Here is an 18281-nt window from a genome sequence, read left to right on the forward strand (position 1 = left end):
GGACCGGCAGCCTTTCCAGTGTCTTCTTACGCTCACAATATTATAGCAGATATTATTTTTCCATGCAATCTGTGATAGTTCGTTCTAACTCTTCCAGCTGATCTTCGTGCTTCCCATGGACAGCAATGCGGAAATAATCATTACCCTGAATTCCTTTTATCATATAGTAATCGCTGTCAATCTTAAAAAACGGCTGTTTCAGCATATCAAGATATGTGAATCCCCCCAATGGTCTCAGCTTCAGAATGAATTCCCGCTCTACCGGTTCATCCAGAAGATAATCCCAGGCAAACCAGCCGGATTCTGCACATTTTTCCCTGGAAGGCTGTTTTCCTATTATTTTCATAATCGTGTATTCCCCTTTCCTTTACAGGCAGATTTCCCGTGGATCTGCTGTCTGCTCTATATGACTGATTCCTGTGATCGTTCTTCGTAATACATCCGTATAAATTTGCTCTGTAACTTGCCTGCTAAATATTCCGTGCCACAGATGCTGCTATTTCCTTCGCAGCTCCTAAAAATTCCTTTATATCCTTCTCCTCCGTAAACCACGAAACACTTACTCTCACAGTTCCGCCCTCTTCTGTTCCCATTGCCTTATGGATCAATGGCGAACAGTGAAGCCCTGAACGGACAATGATCCCATATCCGCTTTCCAGAATATACGCGGCATCCGAAGCTTTCAGTCCCTGAAAATTCAGGCTCATCACAGGTCCTCTGCATACGTCATGGTTTCCGTAGCTCCTTACACCCTCTATCTGTTCCAGACCACAATAAAGCATTTCCATCAGACGAGCTTCTTTTTCCATAATTGCCGCAAGTCCTGTCTGCTCAATAAACTCCACCCCAGCCAGAAGTCCTGTGATTCCCGGCATGTTCTGAGTTCCTACCTCATACTCATAATCTTTGTTCTCGTAGGTAAGCTGTGCGCTGTTTCTTCCGGTTCCCCCATATTTCAGAGGCTTCAGCTCAATTCCGCTCCTGACATAAAATCCGCCGGTTCCCTGAATTCCCATCAGACTTTTGTGGCCTGTAAAAATAAGCGCATCTGCTTCCCATTTATCTGCATCAACAGGGATACAGCCAGCACTCTGCGACACATCCACAATCAGGATCAGTCCATGTCTCTTTACAAATTCCCGGATCATCTCCATATCCTGCACACAGCCTGTCACGTTGGAACAGTGGTTCACGATCAGCACACGGCTGTCCGGTCGTACTGCTGTTTCCAGGGCTTCTTCCGTCACTGTCCCGTTTATCGTACACTTCACTACCAGCACCGGATGTTCTCTCAGCTGTTCCAGATTATATACCGGACGTAGCACACTGTTATGCTCTGTCTGCGTTACCAGGATGCTACTGCCTTTTTCACCATAGTCCAGCCCCCCAAGGACTGTATTCATGCTTTCTGTTGCCCCTGATGTAAAAAATATTCTCTCTGTTTCCCTGATTCCAAGGAGCTGTCCCAGTTTTTCCCGGCAAAGTACTTCCACATCTTTTTTCATGATCGAGCTGCCGCCCCGGAACTGCGAAGCAGGCGTGCCGCTAAGGCACGCCTGCACAGCTTCCAAAACAGCAGGGGGCTTCGGCCAGGAAGTTGCCCCGTTGTTCAGATATATCATCCAATCATCCTTCCAGAATATTGAAGTTCATAATTTTTGCAATCTTCTTGATCATCTTTGTGTAATCACCGAAGATCAGCACCTGATGATGTCCGAATCCTGCAAGATTGTGCATGAATTCTCTTGCATCGTCCATCTGGATGTAGTAGAACGGACTGCAGTATGTATCTGCATATTCAGAACGGATAACCTTGCCTTTCTTGATGCACATGGTATCGCCTGCCGGATTGAAACGTCCAAGTGTGATATAATCATCATCGTTCTCTGTGAAGTCAACCTGCAGTTTTCCACCGAATCCCTGGCCTGTGAATGCCCAGAGTTTGTATGCCAGCGGTTTTGTTCCATAACCGTTCATCTGAAGAGCCGGTACTGCATGGTGGATGCGGAGAAGCTCGTCTGTCTCGTGGTTCGGGTTACCCATGAATGCCGGACGTTTTCCGGCATACTGCATGATCAGCATGGCCATCAATGCGTTAAGGTCTTCCTCACATCCGCTTGGAATTCCCTCGTCTTTCATGATGGAATGGCACATACATGGTGTGAATTTACGGTTCTGCGGGATTTCTGTTGTACAGAGCTCATGACATGCGGTTGAGAAAGCGTTGCAGTCATAAATATCCATCATCTTTTTGGCAGCCAGATAATATTTCACGTCATTGATAAACCAGTCTGTGTTTACCTGTGTATCGGTAGATCCTGCAATGATCTTATCTGCAATCGGCTTTGCTTCCTCATCTGTGATCTCATCCATATATTTGAAAATGGATGTAAATGGAAGCTTCACCACTTCAACTCCGTAACGCTGACGAAGGATCTCCGGATCGCGGATCAGACTCTGAATTCCGAATGTAGGCTGAGATCCTGCTGTCAGTACAAGCGCCCTTGTATTGCGAACTGCTTTTCTTACCCAGAGAATATGCATGATCTCATTCACATCCTGAAGATCCATACATACATATGCCTCTACTCCGATGGAACGGCAGTATGCTGCAAAATCAATTCCTTCGTTTCCGTTCTGCCAGATAACGACCGGCTTTCCGAAACGCTCAAGCTTAGGAATTCTCCATCCCATGCAGAGGAAGCAATCGATCTCATCAACATCCTCTCCGATTTTTGCAAAAAGGTCTTTATCTACAACAAAAGACTCATTATAGCGGACATCCACAGGCTCCGTGAATTCTACCTCATCAATAACCCCTTGTAATCCCTTAACTGAATTTTTGAACGCCTCATCAGCTGCTTTTGTCTCAGCTTCAACAGTCATATCCTCTTTATGTCCGGCACGACATGGTCCCTCCCAGAAATGTGTATGTGTCAGACATCCAACCAACGGTTTTACTACAAGTTTCATATCCATTGCTTTCTGTTTCATAATAAAAATACCTCTCTTCTCTTTAACATTCCGCATTTTCCAGTTTGTAGTTTTTCCACACACTCGATATATCCTATTATACTGTATGAATCATGGAATTCCTCTTTATTCTTCCGAACAGACTGTACTTTCTTACGATTTTGTGCTATTTTCATATAATTTATATTATTATTCCCATCATTTTTATATGAATTATACAATATTTATTCACCACATTAACCTGAAAAAAATCCGCAAAAAAAAGCACCGGAAACGTGGCCGATCCGTTTTTCGGATGGAAGTACATTTCCGGTGCTGTAATCCTGCCCAATACTCAGGTTATCTTATGCCTGTGCCTCTTTCAGCAAAGCAGACATTCGGAATCCGCTTCGCTACTTCCTCATGAACAAAAACAGGATTATGCCTGTTTTTGTTCAAACTGACTGTTATACAGATCCGCATAGAAGCCCTTCCGTGCCAGCAGCTCTTCATGATCTCCCTGCTCAATGATATCTCCGTCCTTCATCACCAGGATCAGATCTGCATCCTTAATGGTAGAAAGTCTGTGGGCGATAACAAAGCTGGTTCTGCCCTTCATCAGGTTATCCATAGCCTTCTGGATCTGCATTTCTGTTCTTGTATCAACGGAAGATGTGGCCTCATCCAGAATCAGGATCTTATTGTCTGCCAGGATCGCTCTTGCAATGGTAAGCAACTGCTTCTGCCCCTGAGAAACATTACTGGTCTCCTCATCCAGGACCATCTGATAGCCGCCGGGCTGCTGCATGATAAAGTTGTGGATATGGGCCGCTTTTGCTGCTGCGATCACCTCTTCATCCGTTGCGTCCAGTCTTCCGTAGCGGATATTTTCCATAATGGTTCCGGAAAACAGCCAAGTGTCCTGCAACACCATTCCGAACATCTCACGGAGATTGCTGCGGTTGAAGTTCCGGATATCATGTCCGTCAACCTTGATGCTTCCGCCATTTACATCATAAAAACGCATCAGCAGCTTTACGATCGTCGTTTTTCCTGCACCTGTAGGTCCTACAATGGCGATCTTCTGACCGTCATGCACATCTGCGGAGAAATCATTTACAATGATCTTATCCGGATTATAACCGAATTTCACATGCTCAAACTGTACATTTCCTTCCAGTCCCTCAATGGAATCCGGGTTCTCCGGCTGAAGTTCTTCCTCCGGCTCCTCAAGAAATTCAAATACCCGCTCAGAAGCTGCCGCCGAGGACTGCAGAAGGTTTGTAACCTGGGCGATCTGCTGGATCGGCTGTGTAAAGTTACGGATATACTGGAAGAAGGACTGGATATCTCCAACCTCGATAGTTCCTTTGATGGCAAAAATCCCTCCGAGAAGTGCCACCATCACATATCCCAGATTTCCCACAAACTGCATGATCGGCATCATCATTCCGGAAAAGAACTGTGACTTCCATGCAGACTCATAAAGCTTCTGGTTGTCATGCTCAAATTCCTTCAGCGCATCCTGCTCTTTGTTGAATACTCTTACCACATCATGGCCGCCGAAATTTTCCTCAACCTGACCATTTACTTTTCCCAGATACTCCTGCTGTGCCTGGAAATATTTCTGGGAGTGTTTCATTACTTTATTAATGATAAGCATGGAAACCGGCAGTATCAGCACTGCTGCCAGTGTCATCCACACGTTGATAGAAAGCATCATGATAAATACACCGATCAGTGTTGTTACGGATGTGATCAGCTGTGTCATGCTCTGGTTGATGCTCATCTGCAGGGTATCCACATCATTTGTCACCCTGGAAAGGATCTCACCGTTTGTTCTGCTCTCGAAATAATTCATTGGCAGACGGTTGATCTTCTTTGAAATATCCTTTCGGAGATTGTATGTAACATCATTGGAGATCCCCGTCATGACAAATCCCTGGATCAGGGAAAAGCATGCACTTGCCACATACAGTCCCAAAGTCCACAGAAGGATCATTCCGATCTTACCGAAATCAATACCGCCTGTACCGTTTACCTTAGCAACCAGACCATTGAACAGCTCTGTGGTAGCTTTTCCAAGTATCTTCGGGCCTGCAATATTAAACGCTGTACCTGCCACTGCAAAGATAAACATCAGGATAAAACGAAATTTATATCTGCCCATATAGCCAAAGAGCTTTTTCATGGAGTCTTTGAAGTCCTTGGCCTTCTCTGTTGGCTGCATTCCGTGTCCGCCCATCGGACCTCTTCTTCTCTGCTGACTCATGCCAATTCCTCCTCTGATAACTGACTCATGGCAATCTGGCGATATACCTCGCAGGACTTCATCAGCTCCTTATGGCTTCCGATCCCTGCCATATGTCCATCGTCCAGTACAAGGATCTTATCTGCATTTAAGATCGTACTGATACGCTGTGCCACGATAATGGTTGTTGCTTCTTTTGTATGTTCTTTCAGCGCTTTTCGAAGTGTGCTGTCTGTTTTGAAATCCAGTGCGGAAAAGCTGTCATCAAAGATAAAGATCTCCGGATCTTTTGCGATAGCTCTGGCAATGGAAAGCCTCTGCTTCTGTCCACCGGAAACATTGCTTCCTCCCTGTGCGATCGGAGTCTTATATCGCTCCGGCTTGGTGTCGATAAACTCCGTAGCCTGTGCAACCCCTGCTGCTTTTTTCACTGCATCCTCCGAAATCTCTGTCTTTCCGTAACGGATATTGGAATCAATGGTTCCTGAGAAAAGTACACCCTTCTGCGGAACATAACCGATCCTGTCACGGACATCCTTCTGTGTCATTTTCCGGACATCCACGCCATCCACTTTCACAGATCCTTCTGTTGCATCATAGAAACGCGGGATCAGATTGATCAGTGTACTCTTACCGCTTCCTGTACTTCCGATGATCGCTACTGTCTCACCTTTTTCTGCCTTAAAGGAAATATCTGTGATAACATTCTCTCCTGCCTCCGGATATGCGAAGCTTACATGATCAAATTCTACAGTACCCTTCACATCCTGGGAAGGCTGTACCGGATCCTCCGGATCCTGGACACTGACTTCTGTCTCAAGCACCTCGTTGATACGGCGTGCAGATACATTTGCTCTCGGCAGCATGATAGACATTGCTGTGATCATCAAAAATGACATGATGATCTGCATTGCATACTGGATAAATGCCATAACATCACCAACCTGCATGCTTCCGCTGTCTACCGCATAAGAACCGCTGTAGATGGTCAGTACGGAAACTGCGTTCATGATCAGCATCATCACCGGCATCATAAATGTCATACAACGGTTTACAAAGAGGTTTGTCTTCATCAGAGTGATATTTGCATCCTCAAAACGCTCCTCCTCATGTTTTTCACGGCTGAATGCACGGATAACCGGAATACCGGTAAGGATTTCTCTTGTTACCAGGTTCAGCTTATCTACCATGGTCTGCAAAGCTGTAAATTTCGGCATTGCAATCCTGAACAGCATTGCCATAAATGCCATGATCAGTACAATGGCCACCCCAAGGATCCATGTCATGGAGGAATCTCTCTGAAGCACGCGGATCACACCACCGATTCCAAGGATTGGCGCGTAAAGCACGATACGGAACATCATAGCCATTACCTGCTGGATCTGCTGGATATCGTTCGTGCATCGTGTGATCAGGGATGCTGTTGAAAACTTATGGTACTCTCTGCTGGAAAAACCTATGACTTTGTTATAAACCAGTCCACGGAGATCATGTCCCATAGATGCAGCAACTCTGGATGAAAGAAATACCACACATACTGCAGCCATCATGGTGACCAGTGCCATCAGCACCATGCGGATACCTGTTGCTTTCATGTAATCCATCTGTATGGCATCCACATCTTCACCCATGGCTTCATATTCTGCACGAACATAGGAAACACCTGCCTGTGTGATGATGGATTCCTGCATCTTGTCGATCTTTTCTCCGACCTGGTCCTTCATAGCAGCCAAAGCCTCTGCCGGCATCTGAGAAAGAGCCGCCAGTGGATCCGTCCCTTCCGGGATTCCCATTTTTGCAAGAGCTGCCTTTGATTCTTCACTGTCGGACATCAGAGTAGAAACGATCACCATCGGTTTGCCGAAGATATCGTTGAGTTCTTCTCTGTCTTCTTTGGAGATTTTATCCTTTAATACCAGATCATCTCCCTCTTCCTCATAAAATCCATCCACAGTTTTCGCATCATCCTCTTCCATAAACAGCTTCAGACTGTCCATGGACGTCTTTCTGATCTTCTCAGGAACACTGTCTTCAATACCGTTCTGCTGAATTCCCACATTAATGATATTTGATGTGTAATTCGGCAGAGACAGATCACAGTATGCCTGAAGAAAAAGAAGCGCAATGATGAGTACGATGTAACCTGCAGATCGTTTCAGATATTTCATCAGTTTAATCACGTTTCTGTTCCTTCCTTTCTGTCATTTCATCCGGATGAAGCTTTTCTATGGCTTCCTCCGGCTGGATCTTTTCGATATTTACAAGGATCTGCTCCAGAAATCTCCGAAGCAGGCACTGTTCCGCCTCACTGAAGCCTTCCATCATCACAGCCTCATTTTTATGGATCCGTTCCAGTGCTTTTGCCTTGATTTCCTTTCCCTTTTCTGTCATATAGATCCTGGTCACACGCTGGTCCTTTTCATCCGGTTTCTTATAAAGAAAGCCTGCTTTCTCCAGTCTCTGTATCGATACATTTACCGTAGGCGGCTTAATATGCAGGATCTTTGCAATTTCCCGCTGACTCAGGCCATCCCTTCCAGACACAAGCCCCAGAACCGGTATCTGTCCCGGATAAATCCCAAGCTCCTGCATCTGACCAAAGCATTTCGTCATAAAATGACGGTCTACCTTCATAAACAGAGATAAAAAGCTGCTCTGCCTTTCTTTCTCATCTTCCTCCTTACAAAACACGCTGTCACTCCTCTCTCATCCGATCAGACACCTGCTCTTTGTTAATGATATACGAAGCAGTGATCTTCTTTTTTAATTAGTCGGCTAACTATATATAATATACATCTGCACAAAAAATGCAACTGGTTTTTGTGAATTTTACACTTTTTTAAGATTTACAGCTTCTTTAATTTCCACCTGAAATCTATTAATTAATTTGTTAAACTAATTTATTTTCTGCTGTTTTTCCTATTTTTTCACAAAAAAATACCCGCTTCGTTTTTTTATTCGAAACGGGTACTTCTTTCTGTTCCTGATTTTCTTATACAAACTGATTCACAGCCGGATCATAAGCATAATCGATCATGTCAAGCTTATCCTCCAGTTCTTTCCTGTCAAGTCCTCTGTCCTCGCAGAAAGCATTCAGGGAACTGTAAAAATCCCTCAGCTGCGTGTTCACATAGCTTAAAAGCATTACCGGGTCCTTTGGTATCATAATCTGTTTCCATCCTTTTATCTGATATTTATCCAATATCCCAGATGCTGCTGGATAGCTGTCTGATCTGAAATATCAGATTTACTATCTTACCAATTTTATTTTTTGTCAAGAGCCAGTAAAAAAATTTTTCAGGATTTTTTATTTCTTCAGTATCTGATAAAAATATTCCATTCCTTGTCCCAAAAAAAGAACTGCCTGGTTCCGATTTTCATCCTGAAATGGATTTCTATCAGAACCGACAGTTCTTTTCCTTGTCAATCTATCATAACTTTATGGAGTTATTTTTTACTTCGTGCTGACGGTAAACGCTCCATCCTTCACATCCAGCACAATGGTATCTCCGGCATGCACATCACCGGAAAGGATCTTCTTGGCTGTCAGTGTCTCCACATAATTCTGGAGATAACGCTTCAGAGGACGTGCGCCGTAAACCGGATCATAACCATTATCCACTACCATCTGTTTGGCAGCATCTGTAAGCTCCAGAGAAAGCTCCTGGTCAGCCAGACGGTCGCTGAGCTCTTTGACCATAAGATCTACGATCTTACCTACATTATCCTTGGTCAGCGGCTTGAACATGATAATCTCATCCAGACGGTTCAGGAACTCCGGACGGAAGTGACCACGAAGATCATTCATAACCTGTTCCTGTGCCTCCGGTTTGATATCTCCCTTCTCGTCGATACCGTCAAGAAGGTACGGAGAACCAATGTTGGAAGTCATGATCAGGATCGTATTCTTAAAATCAACCGTACGTCCCTGTGAATCCGTGATACGTCCATCGTCCAGTACCTGCAGAAGTACATTGAATACATCCGGGTGAGCCTTCTCGATCTCATCAAAAAGAACAACACTGTACGGTTTTCTTCGAACGGCCTCTGTCAGCTGTCCGCCTTCCTCATATCCGACATATCCTGGAGGCGCTCCGATCAGACGGGACACGGAATATTTCTCCATGTATTCACTCATATCGATACGGACCATATTCTGTTCATCGTCAAACAGTGTGGCAGCCAGAGTCTTGGCAAGCTCTGTTTTACCAACACCGGTTGGTCCGAGGAACAGGAAGGAACCGATCGGCTTTGTGGGGTCCTTGATTCCGGCTTTGGAACGAAGGATCGCATCTGTTACAAGACGAACACCCTCATCCTGTCCTACTACACGTTTGTGCAGCTCATCCTCAAGGCCCAGCAGCTTGGTTCTCTCACCTTCTGTCAGCTTGGTTACCGGAATACCGGTCCATCTGGAAATGATACGTGCGATCTCATCATCTGTGACAGCCTCATGTACCAGGCTTCTGTCACTCTCCTTAACCTGCTTCTCCTCAATTTCCAGCTGCTGCTGAAGCTTCGGCAGCTCGCCGTACTGCAACTCTGCTGCTTTCTCCAGATCGTAATTCTGTTTTGCTTTCTGAATCTGTTTATTGATATCCTCGATCTGCTCACGTAATTTCTGAAGCTTCTCTACGGAATGCTTCTCATTATCCCACTGAGCTTTCTGGGTATTAAAAGTATCTCTCAGCTCTGCAAGTTCTTTCTGCAGATCAGCCAGACGCTCTTTACTTAAGTTATCAGTTTCTTTTTTCAGGGCAGACTCTTCAATCTCCAGCTGCATGATCTTACGTCTCTGCTCATCCAGCTCTGTCGGCATGGAATCCAGCTCCGTCTTGATCAGCGCACAGGCTTCATCAACAAGGTCGATGGCCTTATCCGGGAGAAAACGGTCTGTAATGTATCTGTGTGAAAGTGTGGCAGCTGCAACCAGGGCACTGTCTGTGATCTTAACACCGTGGAATACCTCATATCTTTCCTTCAGGCCACGGAGAATGGAAATGGTATCTTCCACTGTCGGCTCATTTACCATAACCGGCTGGAAACGACGGGCAAGTGCAGCATCCTTCTCAATGTACTGTCGGTACTCATCCAGAGTTGTTGCACCGATACAGTGCAGCTCACCTCTGGCAAGCATAGGCTTCAGCATGTTTCCTGCATCCATGGCGCCATCTGTCTTACCTGCACCCACGATCAGATGAAGCTCATCGATAAACAGAATGATCTGTCCTTCGCTCTTCTTCACTTCCTCAAGTACCGCTTTCAGACGTTCCTCAAACTCACCACGATACTTGGCACCTGCAACCAGCGCACCCATATCCAGGGCAAAAATCTTCTTATTCTTAAGACCTTCCGGTACATCTCCTGCCACAATACGCTGTGCCAGTCCCTCGATGGCTGCTGTTTTACCAACGCCAGGCTCACCGATGAGAACCGGGTTGTTCTTGGTCTTACGAGAAAGGATACGGATAATATTCCGGATCTCCATATCACGGCCGATCACCGGATCAAGCTTCTGGTTCTTCGCCTTCTCCACAAGATCCTCACCGTATTTATTCAGGGTATCATAGGTTGCCTCCGGGTTGTCACTGACAACTCTCTGGTTTCCCCTGACTGTAGATAATGCCTGAAGAAAACGCTCTCTGGTGATTCCGAATTCATTGAATAGCTTCTTCATGCTCGGGCTTGGATTCTTCAGCATGGAAAGAAACAGATGCTCAACCGATACATACTCATCTCCCATAGCCTTCGCTTCGTCCTCTGCACTGACCAGTGCCTTGTTCAGATACTGACCAAATCGAAGCTCTCCACCGGAAACCTTAACTCTGGCATCCAGTGCCTTCTTAACTGTGTCAATAAAATATTCCTTCTGGATTTCCATCTTCTCGATCAGCTTGAGAATCAGGCTGTCCTCCTGTGTCAACAAGGCATACAGAAGGTGTTCCTCTTCGATCTCCTGATTGCCATATTCATAAGCAACCTTCTCAAGATCCTGGACAGCCTGTACGGATTTCTGTGTAAACTTACTGATGTTCATAGGCTTCCCTCCTATTCTATGAAAAACATTTCCAATATTCTCATACCGGAAATGCTGTGCTTTTTTCTTGTTCTAGGAGAACTATAACACTATTTGTTAGCACTGTCAAGAGGTGAGTGCTAATTTTTGTGTTATTTTTTTGCAACCGTAAAATGAAAAACTAATTTCCGCCTTTAGCCCTTTATGCTCTTTTATTGGAAGGTGTTTCTTTACGAGCTCAAGTTTCAACTCCTTACTATACTGTTTCCTAGACATAAAAATATGCTCCTCATATGATAGATTTTTGGATATTTCCATTGTCTACCATATGGGGAGCATATCAATCCAACGGTTTTCAGTGCTTTTTTCATATTACTTTATTGAATATCCCTCATTCTGCCTATATAAGTGAAACTTAGCGAAACTTAAATTAAATCTCTTTCAGACAATTCAATTTGGATATTCACCAACTGTGGATTATTTCTCAGTGCACCAGTTTCCAACTTACCGCCTGCTGCCTTGCATCCACAAATCTCTTATAAATACCTTCCTGTTTCATTAATTGCTCATGTGTTCCCTGCTGTGCAATTCTTCCTTTTTCAACAACCGCAATCTGGTCTGCATGTCTGACTGTTTTTAATCTGTGGGCAATCATAATAATCGTTTTTTCCTTTGTAAGTGCATCTACTGCATCCATAGAATTCTGCAGAATCGCCTCGTTTTCCGGATCCGTGTAAGCAGTAGCTTCGTTCCGATTAGCACAACCAGCGCAAACCCGCATAAAACCGGGACTTTTCAAAAATCTAAAGACAATTAAACCTCTCTATAATCACACCTGAAATGCCTTTTTCGTAAGTCTGCGACGAAAAAGGCATTTCTTTTTGCCCAAGGAAAGGAGGTGACGGGGTATATGCCATGATTAACAAAGATGAGCGCCGTGATGTGAGTATTCGCAAGCCCCGGCCATCTATCCGCAAGCAGCTTGCCGACAGCAAACAGGCCACCAGCCCGAAAAAGGCGACGGCCAGAACCAAGAAAAATGAATTGGAGGTATGAGGAATGATGCACTTTACCGTGGAAGAAGAAAATTTGATCTGTATGTACCACAACGCAGACCGACGCAGGACGATAGGCAAGATCACCGCAGCCATGCCGGGTATGGACGGGGATAGGATAAAGTATTCGCCCACCTCTGCAAACATGCGGGAGAAGCTTTGAAACTGGCGGTTATCAGCCCCGAAAGGCGTAGGTTACAGTCATTATTAGCCCCCGAAACAGGTACAGACGCGCAGCGGGTGTATCTGTTTCGGGGGTGTGCAGGTGATAGCCGCAAAGCGGCGTAAGAGGGTGCAGCCCTCTTGATCGTTATTCTTGTTCCAGCGGGAAGCTCGGCAACGCTTCCAGCAGCTTTAAGGAAATGTGCTGCCGCATATCCTCGTCAATGACTTTTTTCACTTTGCCGCCCGGCTGCCTGATCTCCACCGTGGAAAGCTCGTCGATGTAGTCCGCATAGTGGGCCAGCACCTTTTCTGTGGCCCACTTCTCACCGGCAACGGCGGCTTTGATTGTTTCATAGTCCAGCAGCTTTTCTTGTCCGTCCATCCTGATACCCCCGTCAGATTGATTTTTTCCATGATACCATATCTGGGAGTATGGAGCCAGAGAAACCGGCGATTTTCTGCTGGTAAATTCTACGCATTTAGAGCGGCACTATGGCGGGGATAGGATAAAACACTCACATACCCCGCCGACTATGCGGGAAAAACCTTGAAATATAGGGCTTTTTAAGGCCCTAAATGCGTAGGTTGGTGCTTTGTTGCGATATGCTCCACGGTTACGGTGTATTGTTCATATTCTGTTTTCGGGAATCTTTATGAAATCTTCAAAATTGCCCGGTATGCTATCCGTAGAATCAAAGAAAGGACTTGATTATATGGATATGATTTTGAAAACGACTGACCTCTGCAAAAATTTCAAGGGGCAAATGGCGGTAAACAATGTGTCACTGAACATCCGGCGCAACTCGGTTTATGGTCTGCTGGGGCCGAATGGGGCTGGCAAATCCACGATCTTAAAAATGCTCACCGGCATTTTGCGCCCCACATCGGGAAGCATCGAGTTTGACGGCCACCCGTGGAAGCGGAATGATCTGGAGCATATCGGTGCTTTGATTGAGATGCCCCCGCTTTACGAAAATCTGACTGCATACGAAAATCTCAAAGTCAGAACTACATTGCTCGGCCTGGACGATGCACGAATTAACGAGGTATTGCAAATTGTCCAGCTCACGAATACCGGCAAGAAACGGGCCGGGCAGTTTTCTCTTGGTATGAAGCAGCGGCTTGGTATTGCTATTGCATTGCTGAACAGTCCCCAGCTTTTGATTCTGGATGAACCGACTAACGGCCTTGACCCTTTAGGGATTGAGGAACTTCGAGAGTTAATTCGCTCCTTTCCCTGCAAAGGGATTACAGTTATTTTGTCCAGCCATATTCTGTCAGAAGTCCAGCAGATTGTAGATCATGTGGGTATCATTGCTGGCGGCGTCCTTGGATATGAGGGAGAGCTTCGCGCCGGTGAAGATTTGGAACAACTCTTTATGGATGTTATTCGCAGAAATGGTAAGGAGGGATATTAAATGGAGATGGCATATATTCAGGCAGAGAACCTAAAGCATAAGAGAACTTTCACAAAAACGCTTATCGTTCTGGCCCCGTTTGTAACTGCGCTTATGAACTTTTTTGCCCCTCTTTGGTTCCAGCTCAATTCTTATAATTGGTGGTATATCCTGCTTTATCCTGGATTCCTTACGCTCACCTGTGCCTTGATTGAACAGCGGGATAATGGCAAACTAAAATATCGTGCCGTTGCTTCATTGCCTGTTTCGCAGAACAAAGTCTGGAAAGCAAAAATTGGAGTGGCCGGTATTTACTCCTGTGTGGGGAATTTCATTTTCCTGGCGCTAAATCTGTTGGGCGGTTTTGCAATATTAGTTATCAACGAAATTCCCCTGACAATCGGAATTTGGCAGGCTGCGGCCGGAACAGCTTGTATTGTCATTGCAAGCCTATGGGAAGTTCCGCTGTGCTTATGGTTATCAAAAAAAGTTGGTATCTTTGTCACGGTTATTCTTAATGCCGGACTTGGAAGCGTTTTAGGGATTTTCACGGCTACAACCTCTTTGTGGATGATCTGCCCGTATAGCTGGGTGCCGCATCTTATGATTTCCGTGTTAGGTATTTTGCCTAATGGTGAGCCGGTTGCAGATCAGAGTACGGCAATGGCATTTTGGATGATTATACTTGTATTGGTCATTTCGCTGGCCTGGTTTGCGGCGCTGTCATTTTTAACTGCAAGATGGTTTGAGAAAAAGGAGGTGGGGTAACTATGGTATCTGTGGTTCGCTGTTGGAAAGCAGAATATCAGAAGTGTAAACATAGCATTTTGCTCTATATGCACAGCATGATTCCGATTATATGTGCGGCGATTTTTGCGGGTTACTATCATATATCCAGATGGGAACTGGCAACCAAAATCAGTGCCTATCTGGAAGTGCTGGCCGTTGCGTTCCCGTTTCTGATCGGCATTATTGTGGGCCTGGTTGTTCAGATCGAAAATCAGGCCGGGCATTATCAGCTTTTGTTGGGAACAATCCCATCTCGCATGGCAACGTATATTGGTAAACTTGGTTTTCTGATGATCTGTGCTTTTGGCGCAACACTTTTAGCGTTAGGAACATTCGCTGCACTATATAGGGATGCTCCGGCAAGCCTTTACCTGAAAGCAGGGATTCTATTGTTGATTACCATGCTTCCCATTTACCTGATTCATTTGTTTGTGGGAATGAGCTTCGGAAAAGGTGCATCTATGGGATTGGGAATTGCAGGGAGTTTAATAGCTGCCCTTATGATAACAGGGCTTGGTGACGCTACATGGAAATATATTCCCTGGGCCTGGGGCGTTCGTGCTATGGATTACACTGTGCTTGCATGGGATAGCCCCCAACTGTATGCACAGGTAAAAACCGATTTTTTCAGCGGTATGATTATTTCTGTATGCTGCACTGTTTGTCTGCTGATTGCCAGTTTGGTTTGGTTTCATGGTTGGGAGGGAGGTAAAAACAGTGAATAAAAAGTGCCTGTTTGCCGTGGTAATTGTGCTTGTAAGTCTTATATGCTTATCGGCCTGCGGTGCGCTCCGCGATACCGCCGATAAAAATAAGGCGTTAAATGAATCTCTGCCGTATTATGAGCTGAACGCCGCAAACTATGATGAAATTTCATATAACGGCCTGACATATACCATAACGGATGAATGTCTTGAAATGTCAGAACTGCAAGAAGAAATCGGGCAGGTATCGAAACGCTTCAAAAATGTGGCGGGGGAAGATTTCAGTTTCGGCTACGTTTACAGTATTGTGGATGTGGATATAAGCAATGCCGTAGCTGTAAATATCAACAATGAATATCGGAAAGCTGACATTAAAAATAATGATGAGTAACCTCGACAATGTAGTATAATGGGGCGGGAGGTGATTTTTTGACCCACTTACTTGTAGTTGACGATGAAGTTTCTATCTTGGAATTGATTAAGAACAGTTTGGGGAAAGATGGATATTTGATAACAGTCTGTCAAAATGCGGATGATGTAGACATCAAAAAGCTGCATTTCTATGACCTCATTCTTTTGGATGTGATGATGCCTGGCACAGACGGGTTTGAGTTTTGCAAACAGATCAGGAATATGGTAGACTGCCCGATTCTCTTTCTGACCGCAAAGACATTAGAGGAAGATATATTGTTTGGATTAGGCATCGGTGCGGATGATTATATTACGAAACCTTTTCGTATTCAGGAGCTTCGCGCCCGTGTCGCGGCACATTTACGCAGAGAAAAAAGGGAGCATCACAGCACACTTTCATTTGAGCCTGATATAAGATTTGACCTTTCCGCAAAGGTACTGTATGTTTCAGAACAGCCGGTTCCCCTTACTAAAAGCGAGTATTCAATCTGTGAATACCTTGCGAAAAACCGGGGACAGGTTTTTACAAAAGAACAAATCTATGAAGCCGTTTTCGGGTTTGATGGAATAGGCGATAACTCTACGATCTCAACGCATATAAAAAATATTCGTGCGAAATTGGAGCATTTCAAAATAAGTCCGATCAGCACCGTATGGGGGATAGGATATAAATGGGAGTGAAAAAGAAACCTACATTGAAAATATTGTTTCGCCAGTTTGCTATCTCCCTCATTGTCATGCTGGTAGCGGCAATTATTGTCCCTTTTGGTTTGGAGGGACTTGCTGTAAATGCTGGATTAGCTACAAGAGCAAATCTAAGTGAATTGCAGGTAAAAGAGATCATTCCAACGCTGACGATTGCCCCGGATATTACAAAGGTTGTGATTCCACAGGGATGCGGCTACTTAATTCTGGACAAGAACTTTAATGAGCTTTACAGCAATATGGACGATGATGAAAAAGAAATTGCCCTGCTGTACGCAAAGGGAGAATATATTGAATATGCTACGGGGAGGCAGTTTGCACTTGTTGTCCGGGAAAACGAATTTTGCGTTTTAAGGTATTATATTGGTTCTCAATTTACAGTGTCATGGCTACCGGAATATTTTCCATCTCCTGACACGCTTGTGTTTATCCTGATGGCTGTAAATTCGCTGCTGGTCATTATCATACTGACCGCCAGATTTGCTAAGAACCTGCGTACACAACTGACCCCGCTTTTTGAAGCAACTGCGGAGGTTTCAAAGCAAAACCTTGATTTTGAAGTAGGACACGCCAAAATCAAAGAGTTTGAAGATGTCCTTGCATCTTTTTCAGATATGAAAGATAATCTGAAAATTTCGTTAGAACGGCAATGGAAAACCGAACAGACACAGAAAGAGCAAATCGCCGCGCTTGCCCATGATTTGAAAACGCCTCTGACGGTTATTCAAGGAAATGCTGATTTACTCACAGAAACAAATCTTGATGATGAGCAACGATTATACGCTGGTTACGTCGTGGAAAGCTCCGGCCAGATGCAGTCATATATTCAAACCCTGATTGATATATCACGGGCGGCGGTTGGTTATCAGCTCCATATTGAAAGTATAGACTTGCCAGCGTTCATGCAGCACTTGTTCGGTTATATGGAATCACTATGCCGGACAAAAGAAATCCGGCTGCAAATGAATACTGTTTCACTCCCTCAAATGCTGAAATTTGATAGGGTGCTGATAGAACGTGCTATTATGAATGTTATCAGTAATGGGCTGGACTACTCCCCGCAAGGCGGAACGCTTTATGTGGATGTTCAGAGTAACAACGGTTTCGTGGAAATTTCAGTCACAGACGAGGGAACGGGGTTTTCTAAAGAGGCATTATGCCACGCACAGGAACGGTTCTATATGGACGATCAAAGCCGCAATTCAAAGTTACACTTTGGTATGGGTCTATATATTACAAATTCGATTATGGAACAACATAATGGTCAGCTTATTTTAGAAAATTCAAAAGAAACCGGCGGCGCAAAGGTTACTATGAAACTTCCTTGCTGATTTTCCGATAGTGTAATGGACGTCTTTTATGTCCGTCCATTTTTCAAATCTTTATGGAATCTTCAAAAATTCCTCTTATCATATATCTAAAGAAAAAACATCTGCCCAGCGGCAGAAAAGAAAAAAACCGCTGCTGGGCAGACCCATTTTCACGCTTAATTTACCTTTGCAGCTTTTTTACTGTCTCCCTGTCCAAGTGTCCTTGCAAGAAGTGCATTGGTTCCTACACCGGTTCCAATCCCCACTGCCACCATAAGCATCTGCACTGGAAATACCAGTGTCAAAGCATTTAGTGCTGTCTCACTGCCTGCTTTCATATTTCCCACAAATGCACTGTCTACAATGTTATAGACTGCCTGCAATGCCATAGATAGGATCATCGGGATTCCCATCTGGATCATCAGCTTATTTACCGGCATATCCTTCATCTTGTTGCTTTCCGCCATTTTGTTTTAACAAATGTAGCAAGAATTCTCCCACCTCTTCAGGTGGTGAGATGAATTGC

General features: G+C 44.7%; 18 protein-coding genes and 2 pseudogenes. 8 read left to right on the forward strand and 12 right to left on the reverse strand.

What is annotated here, in order from left to right:
* Positions 1 to 52: 52 nt before the first annotated feature.
* The 10 genes and pseudogenes from NE671_RS08100 to NE671_RS08145 all read right to left on the reverse strand — a co-directional run.
* Entirely contained in the window at positions 53 to 346 is a 294-nt protein-coding gene (locus NE671_RS08100; RefSeq protein WP_110103239.1) for a hypothetical protein, read from the reverse strand.
* Positions 347 to 470: 124 nt separating this feature from the next.
* A complete protein-coding gene (locus tag NE671_RS08105) occupies positions 471 to 1622 on the reverse strand; it encodes an aminotransferase class V-fold PLP-dependent enzyme (protein ID WP_173740771.1) in 1152 nt (383 codons plus the stop codon).
* Positions 1623 to 1626: 4 nt separating this feature from the next.
* Positions 1627 to 2994 (reverse strand): hypothetical protein, encoded by a 1368-nt coding sequence (locus NE671_RS08110; protein WP_092068733.1) that lies wholly within the window; start codon positions 2992 to 2994, stop codon positions 1627 to 1629.
* A 397-nt stretch (positions 2995 to 3391) separates the two neighbouring features.
* The gene (locus NE671_RS08115) at positions 3392 to 5224 is read right to left on the reverse strand and encodes an ABC transporter ATP-binding protein (protein WP_015527233.1); all 1833 of its coding nucleotides are present in this window, start codon (positions 5222 to 5224) and stop codon (positions 3392 to 3394) included.
* The gene (locus NE671_RS08120; protein ID WP_173740772.1) at positions 5221 to 7383 is read right to left on the reverse strand and encodes an ABC transporter ATP-binding protein; all 2163 of its coding nucleotides are present in this window, start codon (positions 7381 to 7383) and stop codon (positions 5221 to 5223) included. The genes NE671_RS08115 and NE671_RS08120 overlap by 4 nt, the downstream gene beginning before the upstream one ends.
* Positions 7376 to 7894 carry a MarR family winged helix-turn-helix transcriptional regulator gene (locus NE671_RS08125; protein ID WP_227588606.1) on the reverse strand — a complete coding sequence of 173 codons (519 nt, stop codon included), beginning with the start codon at positions 7892 to 7894 and terminating at the stop codon, positions 7376 to 7378. The genes NE671_RS08120 and NE671_RS08125 overlap by 8 nt, the downstream gene beginning before the upstream one ends.
* Positions 7895 to 8195: 301 nt before the next feature.
* The gene (locus tag NE671_RS08130) at positions 8196 to 8369 is read right to left on the reverse strand and encodes a DUF4250 domain-containing protein (protein ID WP_110925881.1); all 174 of its coding nucleotides are present in this window, start codon (positions 8367 to 8369) and stop codon (positions 8196 to 8198) included.
* 288 nt (positions 8370 to 8657) lie between these two features.
* Complete coding sequence (clpB, locus tag NE671_RS08135) at positions 8658 to 11240, reverse strand: ATP-dependent chaperone ClpB (protein WP_173740773.1); 2583 nt, start codon at positions 11238 to 11240, stop codon at positions 8658 to 8660.
* Between the two features lie 105 nt (positions 11241 to 11345).
* Positions 11346 to 11495 (reverse strand): hypothetical protein, encoded by a 150-nt coding sequence (locus tag NE671_RS08140; protein ID WP_156906918.1) that lies wholly within the window; start codon positions 11493 to 11495, stop codon positions 11346 to 11348.
* Positions 11496 to 11703: 208 nt separating this feature from the next.
* Positions 11704 to 11970, reverse strand: a pseudogene (locus NE671_RS08145) (ABC transporter ATP-binding protein); the annotation flags it as partial.
* 164 nt (positions 11971 to 12134) lie between these two features.
* Between NE671_RS08145 and NE671_RS08150 the strand changes: the two are divergent.
* Positions 12135 to 12275: a hypothetical protein gene (locus NE671_RS08150; RefSeq protein ID WP_237971917.1), complete on the forward strand. Its 141-nt coding sequence runs from the start codon at positions 12135 to 12137 to the stop codon at positions 12273 to 12275.
* A 3-nt stretch (positions 12276 to 12278) separates the two neighbouring features.
* Positions 12279 to 12437, forward strand: a complete 159-nt coding sequence (locus NE671_RS08155; protein WP_021651319.1) for a transposon-transfer assisting family protein — start codon at positions 12279 to 12281, stop codon at positions 12435 to 12437.
* Between the two features lie 147 nt (positions 12438 to 12584).
* Here NE671_RS08155 and NE671_RS08160 read toward each other — a convergent pair whose 3' ends face one another.
* Positions 12585 to 12821 (reverse strand): helix-turn-helix domain-containing protein, encoded by a 237-nt coding sequence (locus NE671_RS08160; protein ID WP_118064609.1) that lies wholly within the window; start codon positions 12819 to 12821, stop codon positions 12585 to 12587.
* Positions 12822 to 13152: 331 nt separating this feature from the next.
* Between NE671_RS08160 and NE671_RS08165 the strand changes: the two genes are divergently transcribed.
* The 6 genes from NE671_RS08165 to NE671_RS08190 are packed head-to-tail and all read left to right on the forward strand — an operon-like array spanning position 13153 to position 17776.
* Positions 13153 to 13857 carry a lantibiotic protection ABC transporter ATP-binding protein gene (locus NE671_RS08165; RefSeq protein WP_173722862.1) on the forward strand — a complete coding sequence of 235 codons (705 nt, stop codon included), beginning with the start codon at positions 13153 to 13155 and terminating at the stop codon, positions 13855 to 13857.
* Positions 13858 to 14604: a lantibiotic immunity ABC transporter MutE/EpiE family permease subunit gene (locus tag NE671_RS08170; protein ID WP_008705323.1), complete on the forward strand. Its 747-nt coding sequence runs from the start codon at positions 13858 to 13860 to the stop codon at positions 14602 to 14604.
* A 2-nt stretch (positions 14605 to 14606) separates the two neighbouring features.
* A complete protein-coding gene (locus NE671_RS08175; protein WP_256163853.1) occupies positions 14607 to 15350 on the forward strand; it encodes a lantibiotic immunity ABC transporter MutG family permease subunit in 744 nt (247 codons plus the stop codon).
* Positions 15343 to 15720 (forward strand): NisI/SpaI family lantibiotic immunity lipoprotein, encoded by a 378-nt coding sequence (locus tag NE671_RS08180; protein ID WP_025580194.1) that lies wholly within the window; start codon positions 15343 to 15345, stop codon positions 15718 to 15720. Before NE671_RS08175 ends, NE671_RS08180 begins: the two co-directional genes overlap by 8 nt.
* A 38-nt stretch (positions 15721 to 15758) precedes the next feature.
* Entirely contained in the window at positions 15759 to 16421 is a 663-nt protein-coding gene (locus NE671_RS08185; RefSeq protein WP_055056575.1) for a response regulator transcription factor, read from the forward strand.
* Positions 16412 to 17776 (forward strand): sensor histidine kinase, encoded by a 1365-nt coding sequence (locus NE671_RS08190; RefSeq protein ID WP_256163854.1) that lies wholly within the window; start codon positions 16412 to 16414, stop codon positions 17774 to 17776. The genes NE671_RS08185 and NE671_RS08190 overlap by 10 nt, the downstream gene beginning before the upstream one ends.
* Before the next feature lie 161 nt (positions 17777 to 17937).
* Here the strand turns inward: NE671_RS08190 and NE671_RS08195 are convergent.
* Positions 17938 to 18222: pseudogene (locus tag NE671_RS08195) on the reverse strand (MATE family efflux transporter); the annotation flags it as partial.
* Positions 18223 to 18281 lie beyond the last annotated feature (59 nt).

Source organism: Blautia sp. DFI.9.10 (assembly GCF_024461705.1).
GTDB classification, from domain to species: domain Bacteria; phylum Bacillota; class Clostridia; order Lachnospirales; family Lachnospiraceae; genus Blautia_A; species Blautia_A fusiformis.